The 20,205-nt window shown below is 66.2% G+C and carries 19 protein-coding genes; 10 read left to right on the top strand and 9 right to left on the bottom strand.

Annotated elements, in window-relative coordinates:
- Window positions 1–8: 8 nt before the first annotated feature.
- Both AC1RP5_RS05735 and AC1RP5_RS05730 read right to left on the bottom strand, forming a co-directional pair.
- Window positions 9–839, bottom strand: a complete 831-nt coding sequence (locus tag AC1RP5_RS05735) for an NAD-dependent epimerase/dehydratase family protein (protein WP_493109636.1) — start codon at window positions 837–839, stop codon at window positions 9–11.
- Window positions 826–1,551: a FadR/GntR family transcriptional regulator gene (locus AC1RP5_RS05730; RefSeq protein WP_493109635.1), complete on the bottom strand. Its 726-nt coding sequence runs from the start codon at window positions 1,549–1,551 to the stop codon at window positions 826–828. The genes AC1RP5_RS05735 and AC1RP5_RS05730 overlap by 14 nt, the downstream gene beginning before the upstream one ends.
- A gap of 67 nt (window positions 1,552–1,618) precedes the next feature.
- Between AC1RP5_RS05730 and AC1RP5_RS05725 the strand changes: the two genes are divergently transcribed.
- From AC1RP5_RS05725 to AC1RP5_RS05715, 3 genes are read left to right on the top strand one after another with little or no spacing between them, the layout of a single operon-like run.
- Window positions 1,619–2,587, top strand: a complete 969-nt coding sequence (locus AC1RP5_RS05725) for a TRAP transporter substrate-binding protein (protein WP_493109634.1) — start codon at window positions 1,619–1,621, stop codon at window positions 2,585–2,587.
- 3 nt (window positions 2,588–2,590) lie between these two features.
- Window positions 2,591–3,088, top strand: coding sequence for a TRAP transporter small permease (locus AC1RP5_RS05720; RefSeq protein WP_493109633.1), 498 nt, complete (start codon window positions 2,591–2,593; stop codon window positions 3,086–3,088).
- A 1-nt stretch (window position 3,089) separates the two neighbouring features.
- The gene (locus AC1RP5_RS05715; protein ID WP_493109632.1) at window positions 3,090–4,379 is read left to right on the top strand and encodes a TRAP transporter large permease; all 1,290 of its coding nucleotides are present in this window, start codon (window positions 3,090–3,092) and stop codon (window positions 4,377–4,379) included.
- Here the strand turns inward: AC1RP5_RS05715 and AC1RP5_RS05710 are convergent.
- Complete coding sequence (locus AC1RP5_RS05710; RefSeq protein ID WP_493109631.1) at window positions 4,359–5,582, bottom strand: Zn-dependent hydrolase; 1,224 nt, start codon at window positions 5,580–5,582, stop codon at window positions 4,359–4,361. The two genes, AC1RP5_RS05715 and AC1RP5_RS05710, sit on opposite strands and share 21 nt — an antisense overlap.
- Window positions 5,583–5,698: 116 nt before the next feature.
- Here AC1RP5_RS05710 and AC1RP5_RS05705 point away from each other — a divergent pair, with 116 nt between their 5' ends.
- From AC1RP5_RS05705 to AC1RP5_RS05695, 3 genes are read left to right on the top strand one after another with little or no spacing between them, the layout of a single operon-like run.
- Window positions 5,699–7,834 (top strand): protein-disulfide reductase DsbD family protein, encoded by a 2,136-nt coding sequence (locus AC1RP5_RS05705; protein ID WP_493109630.1) that lies wholly within the window; start codon window positions 5,699–5,701, stop codon window positions 7,832–7,834.
- 10 nt (window positions 7,835–7,844) lie between these two features.
- The gene (locus AC1RP5_RS05700) at window positions 7,845–8,486 is read left to right on the top strand and encodes a redoxin domain-containing protein (protein WP_493109629.1); all 642 of its coding nucleotides are present in this window, start codon (window positions 7,845–7,847) and stop codon (window positions 8,484–8,486) included.
- A 10-nt stretch (window positions 8,487–8,496) separates the two neighbouring features.
- Window positions 8,497–9,567 carry a DUF3500 domain-containing protein gene (locus tag AC1RP5_RS05695; protein WP_493109628.1) on the top strand — a complete coding sequence of 357 codons (1,071 nt, stop codon included), beginning with the start codon at window positions 8,497–8,499 and terminating at the stop codon, window positions 9,565–9,567.
- A gap of 6 nt (window positions 9,568–9,573) precedes the next feature.
- Here AC1RP5_RS05695 and AC1RP5_RS05690 read toward each other — a convergent pair whose 3' ends face one another.
- Window positions 9,574–10,707 carry a zinc-binding metallopeptidase family protein gene (locus AC1RP5_RS05690; RefSeq protein WP_493109627.1) on the bottom strand — a complete coding sequence of 378 codons (1,134 nt, stop codon included), beginning with the start codon at window positions 10,705–10,707 and terminating at the stop codon, window positions 9,574–9,576.
- Window positions 10,708–10,812: 105 nt separating this feature from the next.
- On the opposite strand from AC1RP5_RS05690, the gene AC1RP5_RS05685 reads away from it, so the two are divergent.
- On the top strand, window positions 10,813–11,901 hold the full coding sequence (locus AC1RP5_RS05685; protein ID WP_493109626.1) for an ROK family protein: 1,089 nt from the start codon (window positions 10,813–10,815) through the stop codon (window positions 11,899–11,901).
- A gap of 96 nt (window positions 11,902–11,997) precedes the next feature.
- Here AC1RP5_RS05685 and AC1RP5_RS05680 read toward each other — a convergent pair whose 3' ends face one another.
- Entirely contained in the window at window positions 11,998–13,074 is a 1,077-nt protein-coding gene (locus tag AC1RP5_RS05680; protein ID WP_493109625.1) for a PLP-dependent cysteine synthase family protein, read from the bottom strand.
- Between the two features lie 169 nt (window positions 13,075–13,243).
- Between AC1RP5_RS05680 and AC1RP5_RS05675 the strand changes: the two genes are divergently transcribed.
- Window positions 13,244–14,848, top strand: a complete 1,605-nt coding sequence (locus AC1RP5_RS05675) for an arylsulfatase (RefSeq protein ID WP_493109624.1) — start codon at window positions 13,244–13,246, stop codon at window positions 14,846–14,848.
- Window positions 14,849–14,854: 6 nt separating this feature from the next.
- Here the strand turns inward: AC1RP5_RS05675 and AC1RP5_RS05670 are convergent, their stop codons facing one another.
- Window positions 14,855–15,718, bottom strand: coding sequence for an endonuclease/exonuclease/phosphatase family protein (locus AC1RP5_RS05670; RefSeq protein ID WP_493109623.1), 864 nt, complete (start codon window positions 15,716–15,718; stop codon window positions 14,855–14,857).
- A 110-nt stretch (window positions 15,719–15,828) separates the two neighbouring features.
- Here AC1RP5_RS05670 and AC1RP5_RS05665 point away from each other — a divergent pair, with 110 nt between their 5' ends.
- Together AC1RP5_RS05665 and AC1RP5_RS05660 are read left to right on the top strand one after the other, a co-directional pair.
- Window positions 15,829–16,782, top strand: coding sequence for a phosphotransferase family protein (locus AC1RP5_RS05665; RefSeq protein ID WP_493109622.1), 954 nt, complete (start codon window positions 15,829–15,831; stop codon window positions 16,780–16,782).
- Window positions 16,773–17,645, top strand: a complete 873-nt coding sequence (locus tag AC1RP5_RS05660; protein WP_493109621.1) for a hypothetical protein — start codon at window positions 16,773–16,775, stop codon at window positions 17,643–17,645. The genes AC1RP5_RS05665 and AC1RP5_RS05660 overlap by 10 nt, the downstream gene beginning before the upstream one ends.
- Window positions 17,646–17,651: 6 nt before the next feature.
- Here the strand turns inward: AC1RP5_RS05660 and can are convergent, their stop codons facing one another.
- From can to AC1RP5_RS05645, 3 genes are read right to left on the bottom strand one after another with little or no spacing between them, the layout of a single operon-like run.
- Window positions 17,652–18,335, bottom strand: a complete 684-nt coding sequence (gene can, locus AC1RP5_RS05655; RefSeq protein ID WP_493109620.1) for a carbonate dehydratase — start codon at window positions 18,333–18,335, stop codon at window positions 17,652–17,654.
- An 11-nt stretch (window positions 18,336–18,346) separates the two neighbouring features.
- On the bottom strand, window positions 18,347–19,114 hold the full coding sequence (locus tag AC1RP5_RS05650; RefSeq protein ID WP_493109619.1) for a fumarylacetoacetate hydrolase family protein: 768 nt from the start codon (window positions 19,112–19,114) through the stop codon (window positions 18,347–18,349).
- Window positions 19,111–20,202: a sn-glycerol-3-phosphate import ATP-binding protein UgpC gene (locus tag AC1RP5_RS05645; RefSeq protein WP_493109618.1), complete on the bottom strand. Its 1,092-nt coding sequence runs from the start codon at window positions 20,200–20,202 to the stop codon at window positions 19,111–19,113. The genes AC1RP5_RS05650 and AC1RP5_RS05645 overlap by 4 nt, the downstream gene beginning before the upstream one ends.
- Window positions 20,203–20,205 lie beyond the last annotated feature (3 nt).

The following is a 20,205-nucleotide window of genomic DNA, read 5'->3' as shown; positions in this document are numbered from 1 at the left end:
TATAGCCTCTAGGTGAGGATGCGCTTCACGTCGTTGGTAAACTCAGCCGAGCAAAAAGTGCCGCCCTGGAAGAGATCACCGACCGGATCTGGTCCGATCTTTGCCTGCTCCGCCTCGGCATGCGCCCGATGATCCTCGGCCTTGTCCTGCGGTCGGTAGCCGAGCTTCTCGGCCCGCGAATTGTCCCACCAGCCCGCCGCATTGTCCGACGCGCCATAGAAGATCTCGTAGCGCAGGTCGGGATGGTCGAGGCCGATCTGGAAGAGCTGCACGAGGTCGCGCGGCGAGATCCAGATCGAGAGCCGGCGCACATCGAGCGGCATGGGGCCGACATTGCCGATCCGGAGGCAGGTCACGCCGATTCCGTGCTTGTCGGAATAGAGCGAGCCCAGCGATTCGCCGAACACCTTGCTGACGCCGTAGCGGCTGTCGGGGCGCACCGTGAGGTTGGTACCGATGCGCTTCTTGCGCGAGTAGAAGCCGATCGCATGGTTTGACGAAGCGAAGATGATCCGCTTCACGCCGGCCTCGCGCGCCGCCTCGAAGACATTGTAGCAGCCGATGATGTTGGCCTGCAGGATCTGGTCCCAGGTGCCCTCGACCGAATGGCCGCCGAGATGGATGACGCTGTCGGCACCCTTCAGCACCGCGGCGACTTCGTCGGGCTTGGTGAGATCCGCGGCGACGAAGGTCTCGCCGGGCTGCAGATCCTTGGGCTTCACGCGATCGCTCAGCACCAGGCCGGGATAAAGCTTGGCCAGCAGCGGCCGCGTCATGGTGCCGATGCCGCCGGCGGCGCCGGTGTAGACGATGCGGCGATTCTTGTTAGCGTCGGCCATTCTTGTTTCCTCCAGCAAGTGTTCGATAGCGTTCGAGCGAGCGCGTGAGATGGTCTCGCATGGCTCGCCGTGCCTCGGCCACGTCCTTGTCCGAGATTGCCGTCACGATGCGCGTGTGCTCGACCTGGATGCGCTTGAGATAGAGACGGCGCTCCTCCGGCGTGTCGACCTCGAGCCGCACGCTCTGGCGCGGGATCACGTGACTGCCGAGATAGGCCAGGAAGCGCGGGAACTGGTCGTTGCCGGTGGCTTCGGCGATCGAGCGGTGAAAGGCAAAGTCCTCGGCGACGGCGCCCTCGCCGCGCTGCAGGGCGGCATCGATGGTCCGCCACGTCGCGCGGATCGACGCCAGCTGCTTGCGGCTGGCGCGCTCGGCGGCGAGGCCTGCCGCCTGCACCTCGACCGCCAGCCGCAGTTCCATGACGTTCAGGATATCGGGCAGCGAGGTCGTACGCGGTGGGACGATGCGGAAGGGACCGGCTGTCGGATCGGCGACGAAGGCGCCCGAGCCGCGACGCGTCACGACGAGCCCGTCGGCGCGCAACGCCGCCACCGCTTCGCGCACCACCGTGCGACTGATGCCGAACTCGGCCGTCAGCGCCTGTTCGGTCGGCAGCCGCGCCCCGGGCGCGAGCCTGCCACCGCGAATGTCGGCGCTCAGCCGCGCCATGACCTGCTCGGCGAGATTCTTGACGGGCTGCTTGTCGGACATCGGAGGCGATGCTAGCGTCCAGTAAGTTGTCAGACAACTTAAGAATAATGAAACAAGCGAGGAAACGATGAACCTGACCCGCATTGCGATCGGTCTTGTCGCGGCCTTAGCCGCCACGGCAGCCCACGCCAAGGAATTCCGGTCCTCGGACGTCCATCCGCTCGATTATCCCACCGGGCAGGCCGTGGCCTACATGGGCAAGCTGATCAACGAACGCACCGGCGGCAAGCACAGCATCAAGGTGTTCGGCCAGAGCACGCTGGGCTCGGAGAAGGACACGATCGAGCAAACCAAGATCGGCGCGCTCGACATGGTCAGGGTCAACGTGGCGCCGTTCAACAACATCGTGCCGGCGACCATCGTTCCCTCGCTGCCCTTCCTCTTCAAGTCGACCGAGCACATGCGGCGCGTGCTCGACGGGCCGATCGGCGACGAGATCCTGGCGGCGATGGAAGCGCAGGGCTTCATCGGTCTCTGCTTCTACGATTCCGGCTCGCGCTCCTTCTATTCCGGCAAGAAGGCCATCCGGAACGTGGCCGACACCAAGGGCATGAAGATCCGCGTGCAGCAGTCCGACATGTGGGTGGCGATGATGCAGGCCATCGGCGCCAACGCGACGCCGCTGCCCTATGCCGAAGTCTACACCGCGCTCAAGACCGGTGTGGTCGATGCGGCGGAAAACAACTGGCCGTCCTACGAATCCTCGCGCCACTACGAAGCCGCCAAGATCTACAGCCTCACCGAACATTCGATGGCACCGGAGATCCTCGTCTTCTCCAAGCGGGTCTGGGACGGTCTCTCCAAGGAAGACCAGGCCGTCATCCGCGCTGCCGCCAAGGAATCGGTGCCCTACATGCGCAAGCTGTGGGACGAGCGCGAGGCTTCCGCCCGCAAGACCGTCGAGGCCGCCGGCTCCCAGGTCGTGAGCGACGTCGACAAGAAGTCGTTCTCCGACGCGATGGCCCCGGTCTACGCCAAGTTCGCGGCCGACCCGAAGCTGCAGGACCTCGTGAAGCGCATCCAGGCGACGCCCTAGCGCATGTTCCGGGCGCTGACGGCGTTCAACGCGACGGTCTCGCGTTGGTGCATGTATCTCGCGGTGGCGGGCCTGATCGGCATCGTCACCGTGGTGGGCGTACAGGTGTTCGGCCGCTACGTGCTGAACGACACGCCGATCTGGGCCGAGAGCACGGCGCTGGTTCTGATCCTCTACGTGACCATGCTGGGCGCCGCCGTCGGCGTCCGCGACGCGGGCCATATCGGCCTCGAGTCGCTGCTGATCCTCGTGCCCGACGGGCTGCGGCTGAAGCTGGAGATCGTCATCCACGTGCTGGTCGGCGCGTTCGGCCTCATCATGGCCTGGAATGGCGGCGTGCTGGCTGAATCGGTGATGGCCTACAAGATCCCCACGCTCGGGTTCTCCGAAGGCATCAATCACCTGCCGCTGGTGATCGCCGGCGTCCTGATCACCCTCTTCTCGCTCGAGCACATCATCGCGCTCCTGCGCGGCGAGGATGTCGAGCCGTCCTGGTACTGAAATGGCCCTGACCATCCTCTGCATCGTCTTCGTGGCCTGCCTGCTGCTGGGCGTGCCCGTGGCCTTCGCCATCGGCCTCTCAGCCGTCGCCACCATCCTCTACGAGGGACTGCCGCTCGCCGTCGTGTTCCAGCGCATGACGTCGGGCATGAACATTTTCTCCTTCCTCGCCATCCCGTTCTTCATCTTCGCGGGCGAGCTGATGCTCTATGGCGACGTGGCCGATCGCATCGTCTCCTTCGCCAAAAGCCTGGTCGGCCATGTGCGCGGCGGGCTGGGCATGGCCAACGTCGTGGCCTGCACCCTGTTCGGCGGCGTCTCGGGCTCGCCGGTAGCCGACGTCTCGGCGACCGGCGCGGTCATGATCCCGATGATGAAGAAGGAAGGCTACGACGCCGACTATGCCGTCAACGTGACGACGCACGCCGCTCTCGTCGGCGCGCTGATGCCGACCAGCCACAACATGATCATCTATTCGCTGGCGGCCGGCGGGAAGGTCTCGATCACCGCGCTGATCCTCGCCGGCATGATCCCGGCGGCGCTGCTGATGGCCTGCATGCTGGTCGCGGCCTATCTGGTGGCCATCCGGCGCGGCTATCCCGCCGGCACCTTCCCGGGCTGGAACGCGGTCCTGTGGTCGATGGTCGGTGCGCTGCCCGGCCTGTTCGTGATCGCAATCATCCTGGTGGGCATCCTCAGCGGCGTGTTCACCGCCACCGAGTCGGCGGCGATCGCGGTGATCTATGCGCTGGCCCTCACGATCTTCGTCTATCGCAGCCTGTCCTGGACCAATTTCCTCAAGGCCGCGGCCAAGGCGGTGAAGACCACCGGCATCGTGCTGCTGCTGATCGGCGTCTCCAATACCTTCGGCTACCTGATCACGCTCTACGAAGTGGCCGACCTCACCGGCAAGTCGCTGTCGGCGCTCTCGACCGATCCCTGGGTGATCTTCCTGCTGGTGAACGTGATCCTGTTCGTCCTGGGCACGTTCCTCGACATGGCGGCCACCATCCTGATCTGTACGCCGATCTTCCTGCCGATCTGCATGCAGTACGGCATGGGGCCGGTGCAGTTCGGCATGCTGATGCTGATCAACTGCGCGCTGGGCCTGAACACGCCGCCGGTCGGCACGACGCAGTTCGTGGGCTGCGCCATCGGCGGCATCTCGGTCGGCCAGGTGATGCGGACGATCCTGCCCTTCTACGGCGCGCTGATCATGGCGCTGCTGCTCGTGACCTACGTGCCGGCCTTCTCGCTCGCTTTGCCGAACCTATTTCTCGGCAAGTTCTAGCATCACGTTCAGCAGCACCTGCGCGCCGGCGGCGAGGTCGGCGGCCTCGGTGTGTTCCTTCACATTGTGGCTGAGGCCATCGACCGACGGCACGAAGATCATCGCCGTCGGGCAGAGGCGCTGCATCATCTGCGCGTCGTGGCCGGCACCCGAGGGCATGCGGCGGGTGCTGAGCGACAGCGCCCTGGCGTGATGCTCGACCCGATCGACCAGCTTCGAATCGAAGATCACCGGCTCGAAGCGCGCCAGTACCTTGGCCTCGACTTCCACCCGTTCGGCCTTCGCCACTTCGGCGATGTGCGCGGCAACGCGCGCTTCGGCTTCCTTGAGCTTGGCCTCGTCGGTGTTGCGCAAGTCCACCGAGAAGATCGCGCGGTTGGGCACGACGTTGATGAGGTTGGGCCGCAGCGCCAGCGACCCCACCGTGGCCACCTGGTTGCCGCCCATCTCCCAGGCGAGCTTGCGGGTGAACAGATTGACCGAGGCCGCGAGATAGCCCGCGTCGCGTCGCAGGCGCATCGGTGTCGTGCCGGCATGGTTGGAGACACCGGTCACGGTGTACTCGGTCCACGAGATGCCCTGCACGCTCTCGACGACGCCGATCTGCACCTTCTCCTCGTCGAGGATCGGTCCCTGCTCGATATGCAGCTCGACGAAGGCATGCGGCTTCAGCGCGCCAGGCCTCACCGGCCCGAGATAGCCGATGCGGCGCAGCTCGTCGCCGACCGAGGCGCCGTCCTTGTCGGCCGCGGCATAGGCTTCGTTGAGGCAGATGCCGCCGACATAGACGAGGCTGCCCATCATGTCGGGCTGGAAGCGCGCGCCCTCTTCGTTGGTGAAGAAGGCGACGGCGATCGGCCGGCGCGTCGTGACGCCCGCTTCGTTCAGCGCGCGCACGACCTCGAGCCCCGCGAGCACGCCGTAATTGCCGTCATAGCGACCGCCGGTGCGCACCGTGTCGATGTGGCTGCCGGTCATGATCGGCGGAAGGTTCTCCCGACCGGCGCGCACGCCGATCACGTTGCCGATCGCGTCAACCGTCACGGCGAGCCCCAGCGCCTGCATCCAGCCCACGACGAGATCGCGGCCGACCTTGTCCTCGTCGGTCAGCGCCAGCCGCGCGCAACCGCCACCCTCGATCGCACCGATGGAAGCCAGCTCGTCGAGCGCGCCCAGTAGACGCCCTTCATCCAGTCGCAACATGAATTCTCCAATCGAACCAAGACCTTAGTCGCTCGCGGGGTATCGGGCAAAATATCACGGCGGCTTGATCCGGATTGCCTTGCCAGCGCCACGGGCCGGGGTCACTTAAGTAGGCGATGGCACGTATCCTCGCCCTTCTGCTCGTTCTGCTGGCAGGCCCGGCTTTTGCGCAAGCTGTCGTGCAGACCGACAATGTGAAATCCGAACTCGTGTCCGAAGTCGCGACGGTGAAGCCCGGCGAGCCGTTCTGGGTCGGCCTGCGCCAGACCCTGCGGCCGAAGTGGCACACCTACTGGAAGAACCCGGGCGAATCGGGACTGCCGACCGAGATCGCGTGGAAGCTGCCGGACGGCGCCAAGGCCGATCCGATCGTCTGGCCGGCGCCGATGCGCTTCGATATCGGCGGCGTCATCAATTACGGCTTCAAGGACGAGTCGGTGCTGCTGGTGCGCATCACGCCGCCGGCCAACCTCACGGGCCCGATGACGGTCGCCGCCGAAGCCAACTGGCTGGTCTGCGAGGATGTCTGCATCCCCGAGGAGGGCAAGTTCGAGCTGGTGCTGCCGAGCGGCACTGCTGCGACGCCGGCCTCGCCCGAGACGCGCGCGGTGTTCGAGCAGGCACGCCGCGCGGTGCCGACGGCGAGCCCGTGGCCCGCGCGTTATGGCGTGTCGAAGGCCGGCGATCCGACCCTGCTGGTCGAAGCCAAGGGCCTGAAGGCCGACGCGGTCGGCGACATCTATTTCTTCCCGGCCGAATGGGGCCCGATCGCCACCATGGCCAAGCAGACTGCCACGGTCACGGCCGAGGGCATCCGCATCCCGCTGAAGAGGGGCGACGCCAAGACCCCGATGCCCGCCGAACTCGCCGGCACGCTGGTCCTCACCGAGAAGACCGCCGACGGCAGCGTGAAGCAGGCCTTCGATCTCTCGGCCAAGCTCGATCCCGCCTTCGTGCCGACCGGCTCGTCGGTGTCGCTCGCCAACGCCGTGGGCGCCGAGGAAATCTCGCTGGTCCAGGCGCTGCTGTTCGCGCTGCTGGGCGGCCTGATCCTGAACCTGATGCCCTGCGTGTTCCCGGTGCTCGCCATGAAGGCCGCGGCCTTTGCGCGCCTCGCCGGCCACGAGCAGAGCGCGATGCGCCGCGACGGCATCGCCTACACGGCCGGCGTGCTGATCTCGTTTGCCGCCATGGCCGGCGCGGTGATCGCGATCCGCTCGGCCGCGGGCGAGGTGAGCTGGGGCTTCCAGTTCCAGTCGCCGGTCTTCTCGCTGCTGATCGCCTATCTCTTCTTCGTGGTCGGCCTCAACCTCTCCGGCGTGTTCGAGGTCGGCGGACGCCTGGCCGGCGTCGGCCAGGGCCTGGTCTCGCGCGGCGGCACCACCGGCGCCTTCTTCACCGGCGTACTGGCGGTGATCGTGGCGACACCCTGCACCGCGCCGTTCATGGCCGCGGCCTTGGGCTTTGCCTTGAGCCAGCCCGCGCCCGCCACCGTGGCGGTGCTGCTGGCGATGGGCCTCGGTCTTGCCCTTCCCTATCTGGCGCTGTCGATGACGCCGGCGCTGCAGCGGCTGATGCCGCGGCCCGGCGCCTGGATGGACCGGCTGCGCCAGTTCCTTGCCTTCCCGATGTACGCCTCCGCCGTCTGGATGATCTGGGTGCTAACCCAGCAGACCGGCGCCGACGGCGTGCTCTACGCGCTGGGCGGCATGATCCTGATCGCCTTCGCGATCTGGCTGTTGCGGATCGGCAGCGGCGCCTCGGCCGGCACTTGGGTGCGCCGTGGTCTCGCGGCCGCCGCCGTGCTGCTGGCCTTCGCCGCAACCCTGAAGCTCGACGATAGTCCCGCGACCGCCGCCTCGGCGTCGGGCAGTCCAAGCGCAGGCGTCAGCTTCGACGGCTGGGAGCGCTTCTCGCGCGCCCGCATGGCCGAGGCCGTGGCCGCCGGCAAGCCGGTGTTCGTGGACTTCACCGCCGCCTGGTGCATTACTTGCTTGGTGAATGAGCGTGTCGCGCTCGAAATCCCTGCCGTCCGCAAGGCTTTCGAGCAGGCCGGTGTGGTCAAGCTCAAGGGCGACTGGACCAATCGCGATGCCGAGATCACCGGGGTCCTCAAGGAACTCGGCCGCGCGGGTGTTCCGCTCTATCTGTTCTGGGCGCCGGGCGCGGATCGACCGAAGATCCTGCCGCAGGTCCTCACCGAGTCGCTGATCCTGTCGGAGTTGTCGTCAATCCAACAAGCAAAGCGTTGAGGAGGTCATCATGTCGAAGCTGAACGTTCACCGTCGTTCCCTGCTGCTCGGCAGCGCCGCGATTGCCATCGCTCCGGCCGCCGCCTTCGCAACCACCAGCCCCGACGTGGGCAAGCCCGCGCCGCAGTTCACCGGCGTCGACAGCAACGGCAAGACCTGGTCGCTGGCCGACCTAAAGGGCAAGATCGTCGTGCTCGAGACGACGAATCACGACTGCCCCTATGTGCGCAAGCACTACACGTCCGCCAACATGCAGGACCAGCAGCGCGAAGCCGCCGCCAAGGGCATCGTCTGGCTGACCGTCGCCTCCTCCGCCACCGGCGAGCAGGGCCATGTGACGGCGCAGCAGGCGAACGATCTCACCAAGAGCCGCAACGCCGCTCCGGCCGCCGTGCTGCTCGACCCGCAGAGCAAGGTCGCGCGCGCCTATGGCGCCACCGTGACGCCGCACATGTACATCATCGATGCCAACGGCACGCTGGTCTACAAGGGCGGCATCGACTCGATCCCGTCGTCCAACGTCGCCGACATTCCCAAGGCCACGCAGTATGTCCGCGTGGCGCTCGGCCAGGTGCAGGCCGGCCAGCAGGTCGCCGACTCCTCGACGCGCGCCTACGGCTGCACGCTGAAGTACCCGAAGACCTCGACCTGACGGACCGGCCATGCCGCACGACGGCTGGCATCCGCACGACGAGGAGCACCATCATCATCATCACGGCCCGCCGACCCGGCGGACCGTGCTGGCCGCGGCGGCCCTGTTGCCGTTCGGCGTGGCCAACGCGCAGACGGTCGATGCCGCCCAGCGCATCGCCGACGCGGCCAATCGCTTCCTGCTCTCGCTCGACGACGGCCAGCGCCAGAAGGCGATGATCGCCTTCGATTCGGCCAATCGCCTCGACTGGCATTACATCCCGCGCAGCCGCTCCGGTCTCGCTTTGGGCGAGATGCGACCCAACCAGGCCGATGCAGCCCGCGCGCTCTTCGCCTCGGTGCTGAACCAGCGCGGCCTTGAACTGCTTGACGGCGTGCGCCTGCTGGAAGGCGTGTTGCGCGAACAGCAGGGCAGCTTCCGCGATCCCGGCCGCTACTACGTTTCCGTCTTCGGCACGCCCGGCCGCTTCCCTTGGGGCTGGCGCTTCGAGGGCCATCACCTCTCGCTGAACGTGGCGCTGCCGGCCGCGGGCCATGTCTCCGTGACGCCGTTCTTCACCGGCGCCCATCCCGCCACGGTGCGCGACGGGCCGAATGCCGGCTTCCGCCTGCTGGGCGCCTCGGAGGATCTCGCGCGCCAGATCATGGCGGGCCTCAACGACCAGCAACGCAAGACCGCGATCATCGCCAACCGCTCGTTCGGCGAGATCGTGGCGAGCCCGCAGCGCGAACAGGATCTCGGCAGCTCGAAGGGCCTGCTGCTGGGTGAGATGACCGGCGCGCAACGCACGCTGGTCGAAGCGCTGATGGACCGTTTCCTCGGCACGCTCGCCGCCGACTTGTTAGCGCAGCAGAAGCAACGCGTGATGGAACAGGGGCTGGCGACCTTCCGCTTCGCCTGGGCGGGATCGCTGACGCCCGGCGAGGCGCATTATTTCCGGGTCCACGGCCCCGCGACCCTGATCGAGCACGACAATACCCAGAACGGCGCCAACCATGTCCACGCCGTCTGGCGCGACCTCGCCGCCGATTTCGGCCGCGATGCGCTGGCCGATCATTATCGCCAGCAGAAGCACCGCTGACGCAGGCTAGACGGCAGGTGTGACCGGGGCAGCGGACGGCGCCGGAGCGGCGGGCGCTGCCGGGACGGCCTGCGTCACGGGGGCGTTTGCGCCGTGCACGAGCTGGTGGATGAAGCCCAACTTCTCGATCGCGGGCACCGACAGCACGAACGGATAGAGGTCGGGCTGGCCCATGGCGCGGTTGAGACTGTTGAGCGCCAGCGACAGCGGCAGCCAACTGTCGATCAGCTGGCCGATCTCGACGGCGCGATAGGGATCGAAGTCGACACTCGCGTCCAGCTCCTCGCTCTTGGTCAGGCGCGGATGGGTCGAGAGGCCGAAGGCGCGCGCGATCTCGAGCGTGTCGACGATATGCAGGTAGTGCGCCCAGGTCTCGGCGAAATCCTCCCACGGATGAGAGGTCGCATACTGGCTGACGAAGCTGTCCTGCCAATCGGCGGGCGCCCCATTGGCGTAGTGGTTCTGCAGCGCCTGCCCGTAATCCTGGCTGTCGTCGCCAAACACGGCGCGGCACGCGTCGAGTTGCCCGCCGTCGCGCACCAGCCGGTCCCAATAGTAGTGGCCGATCTCGTGCCGGAAATGACCGATCAAGGTTCGGTAGGGCTCGTGCATGGCGACGCGGTTCTGTTCGCGGGCCGCATCGTCGGCCTCGGCCAGCGCCAGGGTGATCAACCCGTTGTCGTGGCCGGTCATGACGCGCGGCGCATTGGGATCGGGCATTTCGGCGAGGAAGTCGAAGGCCAGCCCGTTTTCCGGTGTTTCGACCTTGGTTGGCGTCGGTAGCTTGAAGCGCAGCAAGGAATAGAACATCCGGTGCTTGGCGATCTCGATCTTCTGCCAGTTGGCGAGGTTATCGGCGATCGACAGGTCGGGGATCATCCTGTTGTGCCGGCACGACAAACAGAAAGTCTCCGGTGAGGTCGATTCGACCAGCCAGTTGCAGGCGGCATGCTGCGCGTTGGCGCAAAACCGGTAAAGCACGTCCTTCGACGCCAGGGCGCGCCACAAGTCGCCTTCCGGCTCCAGCGCCGACAGGGTCGCGGCCTCGGGGACGTATCCGAGCTTGTGCCCGCATTTCACGCAGACATCGTTCTCGAAATACAGGATCTGCTGGCAGCTCTGGCATTTGAAGAGTTTCATCGCCGTCCCAACGCCCGACGCGGCCGGGTGTTGCCGAGCCATGCCGCCGCAGGGGGAACTTTGTGCCCCTCCCACTCGTTCACGCACCCAACGAGGAGAGAGTCCATGGGCGCGAAGACGGAAGCTCGAGAAGCGGCGCCCCCTGACGAGCCGGCCGCCGCGCCCGCCGTCCTCACCCATGGCGGCAAGGTCCTGCCCGCCGTCACCGTCGATACCTACAACGAGGAACTGCGCGACGAGGAAGGCTTCGTGGGCGACCGCGCCAGCCGCCGCGCCTTCCGCGCCATCCTGGCCGACTGGCGCGACCGGCTGAAGGAGCGCGGCGAGGATCCGTTCGGCGACCTGCCGATGGAGGAAATCTCCAAGTCCAAGCTCGACAAGATGCTGGGCAGCGCCGATCCGGTCTCCGCCGGCCTCGTCCACACAGTCGTGGAAGAGTTCGCTGGCGAACTGGCGACCGTCGTGCGCCGCTTCCTGCGGGTCCCGAGCTGGAAGGGCACGCAGCGCATCGTGATCGGCGGCGGCATGATCGCCAGCCGCATCGGCGAGCTGGCGATGGGACGGGCCAGCATCATGCTGGCGGCCGAAGGCGTCAGCATCGAACTGGTGGCCATCCAGAACCATCCCGATGAGGCCGGCCTGATCGGCGCGGTGCATCTCGCGCCGAGCTGGGTGATGGCTGGACACGACGCCATCCTGGCGGTCGACATCGGCGGCACCAACGTGCGCGCGGGCGTCGTCGAGCTCAACGCCGACAAGCGCGGCGAGATCAAGGAAGCCGACGTCTGGAAACGCCAACACTGGCGTCATGCCGACGACAAGCCCGAACGCGACGAGGCGATCGAGAAAATCGGCGCGATGATCAACAAGCTGATCGAGCGGGCGAGCGAGGAGAAGATCAAGCTCGCACCGTTCATGGGCATCGGCTGCCCCGGCTTGATCGACGAGCACGGCTTCATCCTGAAGGGCGGCCAGAACCTGCCGGGCAACTGGGAAGGCAAGGGCTTCAACCTCGCCGCCGCGCTCGGCCCTCACCTTCCAAAGGTGGGGGGCCACGACATCTTCATCCTGCTGCACAACGACGCCGTCGTTCAGGGCCTGAGCGAGGTCCCCAACATGAAGGATGTCGAGCACTGGGGCGTGATGACGATCGGCACCGGGCTGGGCAACGCGCGGTTCACGAACCGGGAGTGACCCGAAGAGTCATTGGAGCGCGCAACTCCAGTTGCGCTCATGAATCGCCGATCGACAAGACATGAGCGCCACTGGAGTGGCGCGCTCCGATGATCCCTACCCCATCTGGTATCCCGGCGTGGACTTCGAGATGGCGATCTCGGACTCGTCCATGTCGTCGATGATGCCTTCGAACAGTGGCGTCGTGAGATAGCGTTCGCCGGTGTCGGGCAGCATGCAGAGGATCACCGAGCCGGGCGCGGCGGTCTCGGCCACCTTCAATGCCACGGCGAAGGTCGAGCCGCCGGAGATGCCGGTGAAGATGCCTTCCTTCTGCGCCAGCGCCTTGGCCCACTTGATGCCCTCGGGGCCGGCGATCGGCAGGCGCTCGTCGAAGTATTTCTTGTCGATCGCTTCCTGCAGCACGAGCGGAATGAAGTCCGGCGTCCAACCCTGGATGGGATGCGGCTCGAACGCGGGATGGCTGACCGAGGGGGAACCGTCGGGCCCACGCTCCTGCGCCTTGCCGCTGCCGACGAGCTGGGCATTGGCCGGTTCGGTCAGGATGATCTTCGTCTCGGGCCGCTCCTTGCGCAGCACGCGGGCGACGCCGGTCACGGTGCCGCCGGTGCCGTAGCCGCTCACGAAATAGTCGAGCCGCTGGCCCTTGAAGTCGGCCAGGATCTCGCGCGCCGTGGTGCTCTCGTGGATCTCGGCATTGGCGTCGGTCTCGAACTGATGGGCCAGGAACCAGCCATTGGCCTTCGCGAGCTCGACGGCCTTCTGGTACATGCCGAAGCCCTTCTGGGCGCGCGGCGTCAGGATGACCTTGGCGCCCAGCATGCGCATCAGCTTGCGCCGCTCGATCGAGAAGCTGTCGGCCATGGTGACGACCAGAGGATAGCCCTTCTGGGCACAGACCATGGCGAGGCCGATGCCGGTGTTGCCGCTGGTCGCCTCGACCACGGTCTGGCCGGGCTTCAGGGTTCCATTGCGCTCGGCCGCCTCGATGATGTTGACGGCCAGGCGATCCTTCACCGAGCCACCGGGATTGAAGGCCTCGGCCTTCACGTAGATCGTGACGCCCTTGGGCGCGAGCGCATTGATGCGGATGCAGGGTGTGTCGCCGATCGTGTCGAGCACGTTGTCGTAAAGTCGACCGCGTCCCGCAGTGGTCCGGAGCTTGGCGCTCATATTCGTCTCCCTTTGGCTGGGCGCGAAGTCTACGACGGTTCGGTCATGCCGCAAAACCACCCACACCGGGCGCAGGGAGGTTGATGCACGAACCGTATCGTTCGCTTGGTTGTTCCGTATCGACACCAGGAAGAGTGTCCCTGCTCCATCCATCGGAGGGGGAAAACCAATGCCCAAACTGAAACTGAGCCGGCTATTGTCGGCGGCGGCGCTGCTGGCCGGCCTCGCAGGCGGCGCCCTGCCCGCCCGCGCGCAGGCAACGGCGCAACCCAATATCCTCGTCATCATGGGCGACGATATCGGGCTCTGGAACATCAGCGCCTACAATCGCGGCATGATGGGCTACCGCACGCCCAACATCGATCGCATTGCCAAGGAAGGCGCGATCTTCACCGACTATTACGGCCAGCAGAGCTGCACCGCCGGCCGCGCGGCCTTCATCACCGGCCAGTCGCCGATCCGCACCGGCTTGCTGAAGGTCGGCCTGCCCGGCACGCCGGAAGGCCTGTCGGAAAAGGACCCGACCATCGCCGACCTGCTGAAGGCCAAGGGTTATGCGACCGGCCAGTTCGGCAAGAACCACCTCGGCGACCGCAACGAGTTCCTGCCGACCGTGCACGGCTTCGACGAGTTCTTCGGCAATCTCTATCACCTCAACGCCGAGGAAGAGCCGGAGAACATCGATTACCCGAAGGACCCGACCTTCAAGGCCAAGTTCGGCCCGCGCGGCGTGCTGAAGTGCGTGACGCAGCCCAACGACACGCCGGGCGAGGATCCGCGCTTCGGCAAGTGGGGCAAGCAGAAGTGCGAGGATACCGGGCCGCTGACCAAGAAGCGCATGGAGACGGTCGACGAGGAATTCCTGGCCGCGTCGCTCGACTTCATCGACCGCGCCAACCGCGACAAGAAGCCGTTCTTCGTCTGGTCGAACTCCAGCCGCATGCACATCTGGACGCATCTCAAGCCCGCGTCCGAGGGCAAGACCGGGCTGGGCGTCTATGCCGACGGCATGGTCGAGCATGACGGCCATGTCGGCCAGCTCCTGAAGAAGCTCGACGACCTCGGCATCACCCAGAACACGATCGTGATCTACACGACCGACAACGGCGCCGAGGTCATGAGCTGGCCCGACGGCGGCACCACGCCGTTCCGCGGCGAGAAGAACACCAACTGGGAAGGCGGCTACCGCGTGCCCGCCATGGTGCGCTGGCCCGGACTCGTGAAGCCCGGCACCGAGATCAACGAGGTCTTCTCGTCCGAGGACTGGATGCAGACCCTGCTGGCCGCGGTCGGCGAGACCGACCTCAAGGCCAAGCTGATGGCCGGCGCCAGCTTCGGCCCCAAGACCTTCAAGGTCCATCTCGACGGCTACGACCAGCGCGAGCTCTTGAAGAACGGCGCGGGCAGCGCCCGCAAGGAGTTCTTCTACTGGACCGACGATGGCGGCCTGGCCGGCCTGCGCTACGACAAGTGGAAGCTCGCCTTCATGGAGCAGCGCAGCCACGGCTTCGACGTCTGGCAGGACCCGATGGTGACCCTGCGTGTGCCGAAGCTGTTCGACCTCAAGGCCGATCCGTTCGAGCGGGCCGACCACGAAGGCATGGGCTACGGCCGCTGGCGCCTCGACCGCATCTACCTGCTGGTGCCGGCACAGGCCTTCGTCAGCCGCTTCATCCAGACGCTGGCGGAGTTCCCGCCGCGGCAGAAGCCGGCCTCGTTCAACCTGCAGGGCGTGCTCGACAAGCTGAGCACCCCGCCGCAGGGCGTGAACTGACGTCGCCTAGAGGTCGAACTCGACGAAAACCGGCCAGTGGTCCGAGGCCACGATGCCGTGACCGATCCACGCCCTCTTCACCTTCGGTGAGAGGTCGTGGGTCACGAAGACATGGTCGATACGACCTTCGTGCGGGAAGGAATCGACCTCCTCCTCGCTGTTGCCCGCGGCGATCCAGGCATCGGCGAGGTTCATCGTGGTACCGAGCCGGCCGTAATAGCTCGTGTCGCCGCAGACCAGCGGATACTCCGGGTGCGCCGGCGTGAAATTGAAATCGCCGGCGAGGATGGCGGCGCGCGGCACTTCGGGCCGGCGCTCCTGGAACATGAAAGTCTCGCCCGCGGCGCTGTCCCAGGTCGCGCCGATCCTCTCGGCGTTCAGGACGGTCTCCATCAGCGCCCGAACCTGCGGCAGCCGCGTCTGCGGGCCGACATGGCTGAGGTGCACGCTGTAGACGCGGAGCGGTCCCGCCGGCGTCTCGATCGCCGCCTCGACGAAACCGCGCTGCAGGTCGAACCTGTCGATGAGCTGTGTCTTGGGCAGGAGATGCCCGCGCGCCCAGGCGATCGGCCAGCGCGAGATGACGGCGTTGCCGAAGCTGCGGCGGCGATTGGTGATCCGCCCCTCCGCATCGACCGAGCTCGCGTCGGACTCCATGGCGCCGTGATACCAGTGATAGCGATTGAGCCGGCCGGCGATCTCGGCGGTCTGGTCGGCGAAGCCGTTCTGCGGCCAGCCGGAGACGGCCTCCTGGATACAGACGATATCGGCCTCGGCCACCGCGTCGGCGATGCGGGCGACGTCGTACTTCTCGTCGGCGCCGACGCCGTAGTGGATGTTGTAGGTGCAGAACAGCACTTCGGATCCCATCGAATCATGTCGTTGACACATGCTTGTAGCCCGATTCGTCACTCCCCGGGTGACTTCCAATCGGAGGTTGTTAGTATTCATCCTTGGTGCAACGCCACGTAGGATGCGCCTTGTCTACCGATGAACTGGTCGTCGCGAATACATTGCTGGGCGCTTCGCTCGGCCTGAAGCTGGAGGAGCCTTTCAAGGTTTCCCAGAGCCGGCAGACCTGGCTGGTCAGCCGCGCGGGGCGTTCGTTCGTACTGAAGACCTGGTCGCCCGGCACCGGCGACAGGGAGACACAGGAAACGCCTTATCCGATCCTTGCCCATCGCTTTCTTACGTCGATGCGCAAGAGCAACGGCCGGCTGGTTTTGCCCGAATACATCTATGACGGATACGATCCCAAATCCGGCTGGTATGTCCTCCTCGGTCACATCGAGGGGCGGGATTTCCGCGACCGCTGGCACTATTTCAGGCCCGATCGCAGCGGCGGCATCAAGCTGGAGCCGGCGCACATCGACCTGGTGCTGGAGTTGATGCGCGATCTCCAGGAACTGCCGACGACGGAACTGCTGTCGGAAGGCCTGAAGAAGATCACGCACGATGTGGCGATTCGCGGCGTTCGCAAACGCCTGCGCGAGATGATCAACCGCAACCTGATCTCGCAGGACGATGGGCTGATCCTCGAGGGCGAGATCGTCTCGCTGAGCGGCTTCGACGACCGGACGAAACCCGTCATCGTCAGCAACGGCGATTTCCGCTTCCTCAATCTCGTCGAGGTTTCGCCGGCCCGCACGGCGATCATCGACTGGGATGGCGCCCAGGCCTCGACGTTCGAGAACGAGAACAGCGTCGCCTATCACTGGCTCCTGCTCTGGAACCGCCCCGACCTGCAGGAACGGCTGGTCGCCGGCGCCCGGGAAATGCTCGGCCTGGATCGCGACACGTTCAGGTCGGTGCTGTTCATCCGGTGCGTCATGCAGGCCCAGGTCTGTCGCGACCATCCCGAACAGCTCGCCGTGCACATCGCCCAGGCCATGCGCGTGCGGGACAGTCAGGGTTTCGACGCCATATGGAACTGAGAGCCACGCCGGCGCGGCTGAACATGTTCACTTGCGCGGATCGCAAGTACGAGGATTTCGCGCCGTCCTATATCGCGTCCTGCCTTTGGTCCAATCCCGACGTCACCGTGGAAATCGGTGTCGAGGACGTGGACCAGTTCATGAAGGCGCATGGCGGCGCCATCGCGCCCATCGCCAGGCACTTCGGGCAGGATTCGTTCCTGATACGAAAGGCCGATTTCCGGCGTCCCGACGGGCGGCGCATGTTGCCCAATTCCGTCCGCTACATCACCACGCCCGTCCTCGCGTCCGAATACGTCTATATCGGCGACATCGACATCATCGTGCTCGAACCCGGCATCCTCGACGCCCACTTGCGGCACATGGCGAAGACGGGACTGCCCTTCAGCAACATCATACGCAGGCCGGAAGAAGGCCAGGAGACGCGGTCGCGCCCGATGCGGCTGTCGGGCCTGCACTTCACGCGCTACGACGCCTACTACCCCTTGCCCGACTTCAGCGACCTGCAGGGCATCCGGATCAACGACGAGGCGCTGCTGGCCGTTCTGGTGCGCCGCAAGATCGGCGACTTCCCGCTCGACTTCAAACGCTTCCGTCCCCTGCACGGGATCCATGCGAGCCCGAACAGGTCGCCCGAACCCTCGGTGCGCGACGGCAGGAAGATCGGCGGCTGGGATATCGGCAAGCATCTCGCCGAGTGGGGTGAATTCCGCGACAGCGGCCTGTTCAAGGCCATGGAACCCCATCTCAGCCCGCGCATGACCGGGATCGTGGCCACGATCGACGGATACCGGTTGGGCGAACGCAAGGCGTCGCCCGATAGCGAAAGCGGCAAAGACGCCGGCAGCCTGTTCTCGATGTGAAAGGGCCTAGCGGTTGGCCTTGTGCTGCAGCCGTGGCGCCGCCATCGCATCGGCCAGCACCTTCTCGGCACCCTTGGCCTCGCTCACCGTGACGTGCAGGTCGTGCAGCAGCCCGTCCTGGATGCCGTAGATCCAGCCATGGATCGACAGGTCCTGGCCGCGCCGCCAGGCCTGCTTCACGATCGAGGTCTCGCAGACGTTGCGGACCTGCTCGATGACATTGATCTCGCACAGGGCGTCGACCTGCTGGCTCTTGTGCGGCTGGGCGACGATCGCCTTCTCGTGGCGGCGGCCGAGCACGTGGATGTCGTGCAGCCAGTTGTCGAGCAGGCCGAGCTCGTGGCTCTTGAGCGATGCCTTCACGCCGCCGCAGCCATAGTGGCCGCACACGACGACATGGCGCACCCGCAGCGCCTCGACGGCGTATTGCAGGACGGCCAGGCAGTTGAAGTCGACCATCATGACCTGGTTGGCGACGTTGCGGTGAACGAACACCTCGCCGGGCAGCATGCCGGTGATCTCGTTGGCCGGGACGCGGCTGTCGGAGCAGCCGATCCACAGCACGCGCGGCGCCTGCTGCTTGGCCAGCTTGTCGAAGAAGCCGGGATTCTCCTCCTCGATCCGCTTCGCCCAGGCACGATTGTTGGCGAAGAGGCCGTCGAGGAAATCCTGCTCGTCGGAATCAGCCATGACCGGACCTCTCAGCCGTACTGGTTGCGCAGCGTGCCGACGCCGTCGATCGCGATCTCGACCGTGGTGCCCGCCTTCATCGGCAGCACACCGAGCGAGGTGCCGCAGGCGATGACGTCGCCCGGCACCAGGGTCATGTCCTGCGAGATGCGGCTGACCAGTTCGGCCGGCGGGAAGATCATGTCGTCGACCCGATAGTTCTGGCGCTCGCGGCCGTTCACCAGCGTGCGCACCGTGAGCGATGCCGGATCGAGGCCGGTCGCGACGACCGGGCCGAAGACGCCGAAACCGTCGAAGTTCTTGGCCCGCGTCCATTGCGCGAAGGACGGGTCGCGCTGGAGCAGTTCCATCGCGGTCACATCGTTCACGCAGGTGTAGCCGAGGATGTGAGCCGCGGCCTCTTGCGGCGACACGCCCGAACAGGTCTTGCCGATCACGATGCCCAACTCGCCCTCGTAGGCGACGCGGCCGTCATAGGATTTCGGGACCGGGATCGGCTGGCCGTGCGCGGCGAAGCTGTTGGGCGCCTTCAGGAAGGTGAGCGGCTCGGCCGGGATCGCCCAGCCGTTCTTCTCGGCGGCGGCGCGGAAGTTGTTCCACAACGCCACCATCTTGGTGGGCTCGGTCGGCGTCAGCCACTTCGCATCGGCGACCGCGACCTCCTCGCCCGTCGCCGCGCCAAGCTCGAAGATCGTGCCTTCGTGCAGGCGAATCGTCTCGCCTTCGAGGACGCCGACGCGCGGACGACCGGCATGGTCGATACGTGCGAGCAGTGTCATGTCGCGTCGGCGATGCGCTTGCCGGTCTGCGAGTCGAACAGGTGGATGTGTCCGGGCTCGGCCTTGAAGCGACGCTTCTCGCCCGGCTGGGCCAGCACATGGCCGCCCTGACGCACGGTGACCAGCTCGCGCGCCTCGCCGAAGCGGCCGTGCAGCAGCGTGTCGGCGCCCAGCGGTTCGGCCAGCTCGATCTCGAATTCCAGCGCGCCGTCGGCCGCCGGATGCAGGTGCTCGGGCCGGATGCCGACCGCAACGGGCGTGCCCGCGGTCGCCGTGGTGGGCAGGCCGAGCGGCAAGGTCACGTGCACGGCGCCCGTACCGGCCAACTCGACCGCACGGCCGCCGTCGGAAACCTTGCCCGCCAGGAAGTTCATGGCCGGTGAGCCGATGAAGCCGGCGACGAATACCGACGCCGGACGCTCGTAAACGTCCATCGGCGTGCCGATCTGGTCGGCGACGCCCGCGTTCATGACGATCAGCCGGTCGGCGAGCGTCATCGCCTCGACCTGGTCGTGCGTCACGTAGATCGAGGTGACGTCGAGCTCGCGCTGCAGCCGCTTGATCTCGAGCCGCATCTGCACGCGCAGCTTGGCGTCGAGGTTGGACAGCGGCTCGTCGAACAGGAACACCGCGGGTTCGCGCACGATGGCACGGCCCATGGCGACCCGCTGGCGCTGGCCGCCGGAGAGCTGGCGCGGCTTGCGCTGCAACAGCGCGCCCAGTTCCAGGATCTTGGCGGCCTTCTGCACGCGCGTGTCGATCTCGGCCTTGGACAGGCCGCGGATCTTCAGGCCATAGGCCATGTTCTCGTAGACGCTGAAATGCGGATAGAGCGCGTAGTTCTGGAACACCATCGCGATATCGCGATCCTTCGGCTCCAGCTCATTCACGACCCGGTCGCCGATCGCGATCTCGCCGCCGGTGATGCGCTCCAGCCCCGCCACCATGCGCAGCAGGGTGGACTTGCCGCAGCCCGAGGGTCCGACGATGACGATGAACTCGCCGTCGGCGATCTCCATGTCGATGCCGTGGATGATCTCGAGCTTGTCGTAGCTCTTCTTGACGCCGCGCAGGTGGACTTGCGCCATGGC

The sequence above is a fragment of the Reyranella sp. GW821-FHT12G01 genome (assembly GCF_058806575.1).
This window is presented reverse-complemented; position numbering and strand designations above follow the sequence as displayed.

Coding starts and splice junctions, on each gene's coding strand:
- AC1RP5_RS05735 (WP_493109636.1), bottom strand. CDS start 839: ATGGCCGACGCTAACAAGAATCGCCGCATCGTCTACACCGGCGCCGCC.
- AC1RP5_RS05730 (WP_493109635.1), bottom strand. CDS start 1,551: ATGTCCGACAAGCAGCCCGTCAAGAATCTCGCCGAGCAGGTCATGGCG.
- AC1RP5_RS05725 (WP_493109634.1), top strand. CDS start 1,619: ATGAACCTGACCCGCATTGCGATCGGTCTTGTCGCGGCCTTAGCCGCC.
- AC1RP5_RS05720 (WP_493109633.1), top strand. CDS start 2,591: ATGTTCCGGGCGCTGACGGCGTTCAACGCGACGGTCTCGCGTTGGTGC.
- AC1RP5_RS05715 (WP_493109632.1), top strand. CDS start 3,090: ATGGCCCTGACCATCCTCTGCATCGTCTTCGTGGCCTGCCTGCTGCTG.
- AC1RP5_RS05710 (WP_493109631.1), bottom strand. CDS start 5,582: ATGTTGCGACTGGATGAAGGGCGTCTACTGGGCGCGCTCGACGAGCTG.
- AC1RP5_RS05705 (WP_493109630.1), top strand. CDS start 5,699: ATGGCACGTATCCTCGCCCTTCTGCTCGTTCTGCTGGCAGGCCCGGCT.
- AC1RP5_RS05700 (WP_493109629.1), top strand. CDS start 7,845: ATGTCGAAGCTGAACGTTCACCGTCGTTCCCTGCTGCTCGGCAGCGCC.
- AC1RP5_RS05695 (WP_493109628.1), top strand. CDS start 8,497: ATGCCGCACGACGGCTGGCATCCGCACGACGAGGAGCACCATCATCAT.
- AC1RP5_RS05690 (WP_493109627.1), bottom strand. CDS start 10,707: ATGAAACTCTTCAAATGCCAGAGCTGCCAGCAGATCCTGTATTTCGAG.
- AC1RP5_RS05685 (WP_493109626.1), top strand. CDS start 10,813: ATGGGCGCGAAGACGGAAGCTCGAGAAGCGGCGCCCCCTGACGAGCCG.
- AC1RP5_RS05680 (WP_493109625.1), bottom strand. CDS start 13,074: ATGAGCGCCAAGCTCCGGACCACTGCGGGACGCGGTCGACTTTACGAC.
- AC1RP5_RS05675 (WP_493109624.1), top strand. CDS start 13,244: ATGCCCAAACTGAAACTGAGCCGGCTATTGTCGGCGGCGGCGCTGCTG.
- AC1RP5_RS05670 (WP_493109623.1), bottom strand. CDS start 15,718: ATGGGATCCGAAGTGCTGTTCTGCACCTACAACATCCACTACGGCGTC.
- AC1RP5_RS05660 (WP_493109621.1), top strand. CDS start 16,773: ATGGAACTGAGAGCCACGCCGGCGCGGCTGAACATGTTCACTTGCGCG.
- can (WP_493109620.1), bottom strand. CDS start 18,335: ATGGCTGATTCCGACGAGCAGGATTTCCTCGACGGCCTCTTCGCCAAC.
- AC1RP5_RS05650 (WP_493109619.1), bottom strand. CDS start 19,114: ATGACACTGCTCGCACGTATCGACCATGCCGGTCGTCCGCGCGTCGGC.
- AC1RP5_RS05645 (WP_493109618.1), bottom strand. CDS start 20,202: ATGGCGCAAGTCCACCTGCGCGGCGTCAAGAAGAGCTACGACAAGCTC.